Here is an 8,738-nt window from a genome sequence, read left to right on the forward strand (position 1 = left end):
CCCCCTGCTGGCCTTCGCTCCCCCCGCCCCCCACCCCGGTCCCGGGAGAACAGGTGAACGACCATGAGGTCCTCGACAGCCGCTCGCACGTCCGTTCTGCTCACCTCCGTCGTGCTCGTCGCCGGGTGCGGTTCCTCGGTGACCGCGGACTCCTCGGCTCCCCCCTCGGGCACCCCGGGCGAGGGCGTGACGATCGACAACTGCGGGCGGGAGATCCTGGTGGCGGAACCGCCCACGGCGGCGGTGGGCCTGAGCCCGGGACCCACGGAACTGCTGCTCCGGCTGGGGCTGGCTGACCTGCTGGTGGGGCAGGCGCAGACCCAGAGCGCTCCGCTGCCCGACGATGTCGCGGAGCTGGCCTCCGACGTGCCCGTGCTGGGGCAGGCCGCCCCGCCGGCCCGTGAGGACCTGCTCGCCGTCGAACCGGACTTCGTGTTCTCCCCGACGACCTACGAGTTCACCGCCGAGCAGGGGTTCGCGAGCCTCGAGCAGCTCGACGAGGCCGGTGTTACGGCGTACGTGGCGACCGGCGGCTGCGCCGAGCGGCGGATGGAGGGCACGGTGGAGGACGTGCTCGTCGACATCGAGAACCTCGGGGAGATCTTCGGGGTGCGGGAGGAGGCCGCCGCACTCGTGGAGCGTGGCCGGGCCGACCTCGACGAGGTGGACGAGAGGATCCGGGAGGCCGAACGCCCCACTGTGGCCCAGGTCTACGTCGAGGGGCGCACGTTGTCGGCGATCGGTGCCGGTATCGAGTACGACATGATCCACCGCGCCGGCGGTGACAACGTCTTCTCCCCCGACGACGAGGCCTTCTCCAACTTCTTCGCCGCCCAGATCACGCCGGAGGTCCTGGCAGCGGAGAACCCCGACGCGCTGGTCTTCAAGGTCAGCGGACCGGAGCAGGAGGAGGCCACCGCGTCCTACCTGACGAGCACCTTCCCGGAGATGACCGCGGTCCGTGAGGGCCGGCTCATCGCCATCAACTCCGCGGACACCATGCCGGGGACGCTGGGCAACATCGAGGTGGTGCGGGCGATCGCCGAAGCACTGCACCCCGAAGCCTTCTCCTCGTGATCCACCGACGGCTGCTGGCGCTCGCGCGTGTCGTCGCATGGCAGGTGGTGGTCGTGGCGGCGGCGTCCCTCCTCATCGCCGCCACCTACCTCGGACAGGCCCTGAGCGTCGCGACCGCGCTCACGGCCCTGCTCGCCGACGACCTCCCGACGGTGGCGACCGCGGTGGGCGTCGGGCTCGCCGTCCTGGCGGTCCGCGCCCTGCTGTTGTGGGCGCGGGAGCTCCTCATCGCACGGTGTGGCGTCACCATCCGCACCAGGCTCCGCGACGACCTGCTCCGCCGCGTGGTCGCGCTCGGCCCTGCCTGGGCGGCCGGCGACCGCGCGGGCCGGGTCACCAGCACCGTCGTCGACGGGGTCGAGGCACTGGACGCCTACTACAGCCGTTACCTCCCCCAACTCGTCGTGGTCGTGGTGGTCCCGTTCGGCATCGTCGCGTGGCTGTTCACCGTCTCGCTCCCCGCGGCGGCGGTGGTGGCGGTGGCGGTGCTCGTCGCGGTCGTCGCGCCACGGTTCTGGGATGCCCGGCTCCTGCGGACCGGCCGGCAGCGGTGGGCGGCGTTGGACCGGCTCACCGCGGACCACCTCGAGGCCACCCAGGCCGTTCCCGTGCTGCGGATGTTCGCCGCCACCGACCGGGTGGCGGCGGAGCTGTCCGGCCGGTCGGAACGGCTGCGCCTCCTGACCATGTCCCAGCTGCGGGTCTCGCTCGTCGAGGCCGGGGTGAGCGCGCTGGCCCTGCACCTGGGAGTCGCGCTGACCGTCCTGGTCGCGGCCCAGGGCGTGCTCGCCGGGGAGCAGCCGACCGGGGCGGTCTTCGTGTTCCTGCTGTGCGCCCGGGAGTGCTTCCGACCCATCAGCGACCTGTCCACGCACTGGCATGCCGGCTACCAGGGGCTCGGCGCGGTGGACGGTATCGACGAGGTTCTCGCCGCACGGCCGGACGTACCCGACACGGGCCAGCGCAGCGCCCCCGCCGAGGAGAACGCCGACCTCGTGCTCCGGGAGGTCACCTTCCAGCACTCCTCGGGGGGTGGCGTGCGGGACGTGACGCTGCGCTGTCCCTCCGGCCGGACCGTGGGGCTGGTGGGACCGTCGGGTGCGGGGAAGAGCACCGTCGCCCGACTCCTCGAACGGCAGGTCGATCCCCAGCAGGGGGTCATCGAACTCGGCGGTGTCCCGCTGCCGGACTACACGCTGGAGGCGCTGCGGTCCAGCATCACGGTGGTGGGACAGGAAACCCACCTCTTCCACGGCACGATCGAGGAGAACCTGCTCCTGGGACGTCCCGACGCCACTCGCGAGGAGCTTCGCCTCGCCGCCCACACCGCCGACGCCCTGGAGTTCGTCGAGGCGTTGCCCGAGGGGTTCGACACCGTGCTGGAGGAGAACGGTCGCCAGCTCTCCGGCGGACAGCGGCAGCGACTGGCGATCGCCCGGGCCCTGGTGGCGGCTCGACCGGTGCTCGTGCTCGACGAGGCGACCTCGGCTCTCGACATCGACACCGAGGACCGGGTGCTCTCCCGACTGGCCGACTTCCCCCGCTGCCCAACCCGACTGGTCATCGCCCACCGGGCCTCGGCGTTGCGTGACGCGCACACCGTCGTGACCCTCGACCAGGGACGCGTCGTCGAGTCCACCGACCGGGTGGGGCGGCCGTGAGGAGTCCCGTCGTGCGGATGCTCCCCGTGATCGCCACCCAGCGGTCTCCCCTGGTGTGGACGGTGTTCTGCAACACGGTCGCCCAGTGCGGCGTGCTCGCGCTGGCGGTGCTGGGCGCCTGGTTGGCCGGCCGGACCGCCTCGTCGGACTCCACCTCGATCGCCGTGCTGGCCGTCCCCCTGGTGGTGGCGGCGGTGCTCACCGCGACGGTCACCTGGCGGGAGTCGTGGGTCGCCCACGACCTCGCCTACCGGCTCCTCGCGGAGCTGCGCGGCCGGGTCTTCCGCGCGCTGGCCCGCAGCCTTCCCGACCGGTCGGGCTCCCGACGTACGGGCGACCTCGTGTCGGTCGCCTTCGCGGACGTCGACCGGCTGGAATGGCTCTACGCGCACACCGTCGCCCAGGGTGTCTCCAGCCTGCTCATGGTGCTCCTGACCGCGGTCCTCTCGCTCCAGGTCTCCCCCTGGCTGCTGGCGGTGTGGGTCCCGCTGGTCGTGTGCACGGCGTTGCTCCCCTGGCTCTTCCGGTCCGGACGCGCACAGGGCAGCGCCCTCGCGGCGGCCGGAGCCGAGCTCAACGCCGACGTCGTGGACACCGTGCAGGGTCTGCGCGAGCTGGCCGCCGCCAACGCGCTGGACCGCCGTCGCGTCCGGCTGGCCGCGCGGACCCGCCACCTCACCTCGGTCCAGACGCGGATCGGCGCGCGGGTCGGTGTGGAGCGTGCCGCCTCGGACTGCCTGGTATCCCTGGGGGTGTTCGGTGCGGTGGGGGTCGTCGCCCTGCGGCCCGAGGGGATCGACACCAGCCTGGCCCCCGTCGCGCTCGTCCTCGCGACAGCAGCCCTCGGCCCGGTCAGCCAGCTCGCCGACCTGTTGCGCAACCTGGGGGTCCTGCGCGCGGCCAGCGCGCGGATCGCGGGGGTCCTCGACCGCCCATCGGCGACGCTCGAACCCACCGAGCCCGAGACGCTCGACAGCGCCGCTCCGGCCACCGGCCTGGAGTTCCGGCGGGTGAGCTTCCGCTACCGGGACGACGGTCCCGCAGTGCTGACCGACCTGTCCTTCGCCGTGCGGCCGGGAGAGCGGGTCGCCCTCACCGGCCCGTCAGGCGCGGGCAAGACCACCTGCGCGATGTTGGCCCTCCGGATGTGGGACCCGAACGCCGGCGAGATCACCCTGGACGGCGTCCCGCTGCACCGGTTGTCCGACCGTGAGCTCCGGGCGGCGATCAGCGTGGTACCCCAGGACCTGGACCTGCTGAGCGGCACGATCGAGAGCAACATCCGACTCGGCCGGCCGGGCGCGTCCCGGGAGGAGGTGGTCGGTGCCGCGCGCCAGGCTGGCCTGCTGGCGCCCGGCGTGGGCCTGCCGAACGGTCTGGCCACGGAGGTGGGGGAGCGGGGGTACGGGATCTCCGGGGGCCAGCGTGCCCGGGTCGCCATCGCGAGGGCACTGCTCCTCCGTCCGAGGGTCCTCGTGCTCGACGAGGCCACGGCGAGCCTCGACGCCGACGCCGACGCCGCCGTCGCCGAGGTACTGGCCTCGCTCACCGACACCGCCATCCTGGTCATCGCACACCGCGAGGAGACCATCGCCCGGTGTGACCGGCGGGTCCCACTGCAGCTGAGTTCCACCCAGGCCGGTGGTCAGACCAGTCAGGACCGGCCCCCGCCGTCACGGCGTGTGCCCGAGAACTCCTGACGGCGCGCCTCCCAACCCGCCGGGAACGCGCGCCGGATCCGTCTGGACTACGGTGGCGGCGGTACGGAGACAGCCCGCCGTCGATCCGGGAGGAACGCAGGATGCTCGCCGTCACCGACGCCGCAGCCGAGGCGATCAACGCTCTCAAGGACGCCGAAGGACAGCCCGACACCAGCGGTCTGCGCTTCGACGTGGACTCCGAGAACGAGGAGGGCGCGGCTCTCTCGGTCGCGCTGTGCAGTGAACCCGACCAGGAGGACCAGGTGGTCGGCTCCGAGGCCGGGGCGCGGGTCTTCCTGTCGCCCGGCGCGGTGGACTACCTCAGGGACAAGGTCCTCGACGTGCAGCCCGACGAGGACGGGGAGATGGCGTTCGCGCTGCTCGAACAGCAGACGTGAGGCGGTGGGGCGGCTCGGTGACGACGCCGGCCGCCCCACGACCCCGCCCGCTGGGGACGGTCACGGCGGGTCCCCGGGGGTGTCCGGCCGCCCGGCCGCTGGCCCCTCCGCCGCGACTCCCGCACGCCCCACCCTGGCGAAGGCCAACTCCCGCAGCCGCAGCAGGATCCGGGAGAGGTCCCGCAGATCCCTCTCCTCCAGGTCCACCAGGAGCGTCCGCAGGGATGCGGTGCCGCTGTCCTGGACCTCGGCGACGAGCGCGTCGCCCTCCGGAGTGGGCAGCACGTGACGGACACGGCGGTCGTCGCGGTCCGGTCGACGAACGACCAGCCCCTGGCTCTCCAGCCGGTCCACCAGGCCGGTCACGGTGGCGGAGCTGACCCCCAGCAGGCGGCTGAGCTCCTGGCTCGAGCAACCTCGTCTGACCACCAGGTAGACCAGGGTGCGGAGCTGTTGCATGGTCAGGTTGACCTGGAGCAGCGGCGATTCCACGACGCCGAAGGTCTGCTGGATGTCTCGAAGGGCGTCCACCACCCGGTCGAGCAGGAGCTCTCTCTCCGCGGCCACCGGTTCTCCTCGATCCGCTCGCGCCGACGGTCCGCCGGGCAACGGCAGACGCTAGCAGCGGCCCCCAATCGGGTTAGTCATTAGCCTCAGGCAGAATGTTTGGTCGAGGCTAACGAACCTTGCTGGGGAGTCGTTCATGAAGCTGGCCAAGCTCAGTCTGGCCAACCGTGCCCTGGTCGCCCTGATCGCGGTCGTCGCGGCGGTGGCCGGGGCCTTCGCCATCCCATCGCTGAAGCAGGAACTCCTGCCACCGATGGAGTTACCGGCCGCCGCCGTCATCGCGCCGTACCCCGGCGCCGCACCCGACCTCGTCGAGGACCAGGTGACCCGGCCCATCGAGACGGCCGTCCGGGGCACCCGGGGCGTGTCCGAACTGACCTCGGTGTCGACGGAGAACCTGTCCTCCGTCCAGGTCCAGTTCGACTACGGCACCTCGATCGGCGACGCCGTCAACGAGATGCAGCGCGCGGTCAACCGGCTCCAACTGCCCGAGGACGTCGACCCCACGGTCGTCGCCGGCAGTACCGACATGCTGCCGGCCCTGGTGTTGACCGCGACGTCCGACAGGGACTCGGAATGGCTCGCCGAACGGTTGGACACCGTCGTCGTGCCCGACATCGAGTCCGTCACCGGTGTCCGGGAGGCCAGCGTCAGCGGGGCCCGGACGACCACCGTCACCATCACACCGGACCAGGCCGCCCTGGGCAGGGCGGGACTCGCTCCTGCCGCCATCTCCGACGCGCTCCAGGCCAACGGAACCCCCTTCCCCGCCGGCGCGGTCACCGACGGCGACCGGACCCTCACGGTGCACACGGGCGAGCGGCTGACCTCCGTCGAGGAGCTGGCCGAGCTGCCCCTCACCCCCGGCCCGGACGCCGTGGGAGCCGGGGGGCCGGTGCGGCTGGGGGACGTCGCCGAGATCACCGAGACCGAGGACGCCGCCACCTCGCTGACCCGCACCAACGGCTCCGACAGCCTCGGGATCAGCGTCACCCTGACGCCCGAGGGCAACGCGGTCGAGGTCTCCCGCGCCGTGCAGGACCTGCTCCCCGAACTCGAACGGGCCCTGGGTGAGGGCACCGAACTGACCGTCGTCTTCGACCAGGCCCCCTTCGTCGAACGGTCCATCGAGGGCCTCACCACCGAGGGCGCGCTGGGACTCGTCTTCGCGATCCTCGTCATCCTGCTGTTCCTGTTCTCCTTCCGGTCCACCATCGTCACCGCGGTGTCCATCCCGCTGTCGCTGGTGGTCGCGCTCCTCGCCATGTGGGCGGGTGGTCTCTCCCTGAACATGCTCACGCTGGGAGCGCTGACCATCTCGGTCGGCCGGGTCGTGGACGACTCGATCGTCGTGCTGGAGAACATCAAACGACATCTCTCCTACACCGCGGACCGGCGGCGCGCCGTGCTCGACGGGGTCCGCGAGGTCGCCGGCGCGATCACCGCGTCCACCCTGACCACGGTCGCCGTCTTCGCCCCCATCGCCTTCGCCGGGGGGATCGTGGGCGAGCTGTTCAGCGCCTTCGCCTTCACCAGCGCGGTCGCCCTGCTGGGCTCCCTGCTCGTGGCGCTGACCATCATCCCGGTCCTCGCCTACTGGTTCCTGCGGTCCGAGGTCGGCGTCAGGGGTGACGACGCCCCCGAGGAGGACGACGACACCCGGGACGGGATCGAGGCGGCGGCGGCCGAACGCGAACGCCGGTCGTGGTTGCAGCGCGTCTACCTGCCGGTCCTGCGGTTCGCCACGGTGCGCCGGTGGGCCACCGTCGGGATCGCCGCCCTGGTCCTGGTCGGCACCGTGGCGATGGTCCCCCGGTTGGAGACGAACTTCCTCGACGCGTCCGGGCAGAACACCCTCAGCCTCCGGCAGGAGATGCCGGCGGGAACCAGCCTGGAGGCCACCGACGCCGCCGCCCGGGAGGTCGAGGAGGTGCTCGCCGACATCCCGGAGGTGAGCGCCTACCAGGTCACCGTCGGCGGCGGCACGGGCATCGCGGCCCTGTTCGGCGGCGGCTCCGACACCGCCAGCTTCTCGCTCACCCTCGACGAGGACGCGGACGCCACCGAGGTGGAGGGTGCGGTCCGGGACCGGGTCGCGGGGCTCACCGACGTCGGCGAGATCACCGTCGGCGCCGGTGGCGGCGGGTTCAACACCAGCCAGCTCCAGGTCAACGTGCAGGCACCCGACCAGGACGACCTCCTCACCGCCACGGACCTCGTGCGGGAGACCATGGCGGGCCTCGACGACGTCACCGACGTGACCAGCGACCTGAGTGAGTCGGTCCCCCGCATCCGGGTGGCCGTGGACCGCGAGGCGGCCGCCGCGCGCGGCCTGTCCGAGGGCGCGATCGGGCAGCTGGTCGCGCAGACGTTCCGGGGCGCCCCGGTCGGCGAACTGACCATCGGCGAGGAACCTCGGGACGTCGTCCTGCGCACGGTGGAGGCTCCCGCCACTCCCGAGGAGGTTCGCCAGCTGACGCTGCCGACACCGGCTGGCCCGGTCCGGTTGGCCGAGGTCGCCGAGGTCTCCGAGGCGGAGGGCCCGGTGCAGCTCAAGCGGATCGACGGCTTCAGGAGCGCCACCGTGACGGCCACCGCGACCTCGCAGAACATCGGCGCCACCAGCGCCGAGCTGATCCGCGCGCTCGACGCCGTCGACCTCCCGGCCGGTGCCTCCTACTCGCTGGGCGGGGTGACGGCCGACCAGGACGACGCCTTCGCCGAGCTCCAACTGGCCCTGTTCCTGGCGGTGGCGATCGTGTTCGTGATCATGGTCGGCACCTTCCGGAGCCTGGTCCAACCGCTCATCCTGCTCGTGTCGGTGCCCTTCGCCGCCACGGGCGCCGTCGGCCTGCTGCTGGTCACGGGCACCGCGCTCGGCGTTCCCGCCCTGATCGGCATGCTGATGCTGATCGGCATCGTGGTCACGAACGCGATCGTCCTGATCGACCTCATCAACCAGTACCGCGACCGGGGGATGAGCGTCCAGGATGCCGTGGTGGAGGGCGGGCGCCGCCGGCTCCGCCCGATCCTCATGACGGCCGCCGCCACCATCTTCGCCCTGGTACCGATGGCACTGGGCATCACCGGCGACGGTGGGTTCATCTCGCGGCCGCTGGCCCTGGTGGTGATCGGCGGACTCGTCACGTCAACGCTGCTGACGCTGGCCCTGGTCCCCGCGCTCTACACCATCGTGGAGAACGGCCGCGAGCGGCTCGCCAGCCGTGCGGAACGGCGGCGGAGCCGAGGGGAGCCCGCGGACGGCAACGGCACCGAGGAGGTGGCACCGGCCGAGTGACGGGCCGGGACGGCCGGTGCGGCGGGGCGGAGCTCGG

The 8,738-nt window shown here is 72.4% G+C and carries 6 protein-coding genes; 5 read left to right on the top strand and 1 reads right to left on the bottom strand.

Features of this window, described 5'->3' with window-relative positions; genetic code table 11:
* Positions 1-63 precede the first annotated feature (63 nt).
* The 4 genes from ACTIDRAF_RS0211125 (at position 64) to ACTIDRAF_RS0211140 (ending at position 4,836) form a co-directional block, all read left to right on the top strand.
* Positions 64-1,077 (top strand): ABC transporter substrate-binding protein, encoded by a 1,014-nt coding sequence (locus ACTIDRAF_RS0211125; RefSeq protein ID WP_016698817.1) that lies wholly within the window; start codon positions 64-66, stop codon positions 1,075-1,077.
* Positions 1,074-2,738, top strand: a complete 1,665-nt coding sequence (locus tag ACTIDRAF_RS28330; RefSeq protein WP_016698818.1) for an ABC transporter ATP-binding protein/permease — start codon at positions 1,074-1,076, stop codon at positions 2,736-2,738. The genes ACTIDRAF_RS0211125 and ACTIDRAF_RS28330 overlap by 4 nt, the downstream gene beginning before the upstream one ends.
* 17 nt (positions 2,739-2,755) lie before the next feature.
* Positions 2,756-4,438 carry an ABC transporter ATP-binding protein gene (locus tag ACTIDRAF_RS28335; RefSeq protein WP_245533499.1) on the top strand — a complete coding sequence of 561 codons (1,683 nt, stop codon included), beginning with the start codon at positions 2,756-2,758 and terminating at the stop codon, positions 4,436-4,438.
* Positions 4,439-4,539: 101 nt separating this feature from the next.
* Positions 4,540-4,836, top strand: a complete 297-nt coding sequence (locus ACTIDRAF_RS0211140) for an iron-sulfur cluster biosynthesis family protein (RefSeq protein WP_016698820.1) — start codon at positions 4,540-4,542, stop codon at positions 4,834-4,836.
* A gap of 60 nt (positions 4,837-4,896) precedes the next feature.
* Here the strand turns inward: ACTIDRAF_RS0211140 and ACTIDRAF_RS28340 are convergent, their stop codons facing one another.
* The gene (locus tag ACTIDRAF_RS28340; protein ID WP_016698821.1) at positions 4,897-5,403 is read right to left on the bottom strand and encodes a MarR family winged helix-turn-helix transcriptional regulator; all 507 of its coding nucleotides are present in this window, start codon (positions 5,401-5,403) and stop codon (positions 4,897-4,899) included.
* 136 nt (positions 5,404-5,539) lie between these two features.
* On the opposite strand from ACTIDRAF_RS28340, the gene ACTIDRAF_RS0211150 reads away from it, so the two are divergent.
* Positions 5,540-8,701 carry an efflux RND transporter permease subunit gene (locus ACTIDRAF_RS0211150; RefSeq protein WP_016698822.1) on the top strand — a complete coding sequence of 1,054 codons (3,162 nt, stop codon included), beginning with the start codon at positions 5,540-5,542 and terminating at the stop codon, positions 8,699-8,701.
* Positions 8,702-8,738: the final 37 nt, after the last annotated feature.

Origin of the sequence: Actinoalloteichus spitiensis RMV-1378 (assembly GCF_000239155.1) — a bacterium.
In the GTDB taxonomy this organism is placed as follows: domain Bacteria; phylum Actinomycetota; class Actinomycetes; order Mycobacteriales; family Pseudonocardiaceae; genus Actinoalloteichus_B; species Actinoalloteichus_B spitiensis.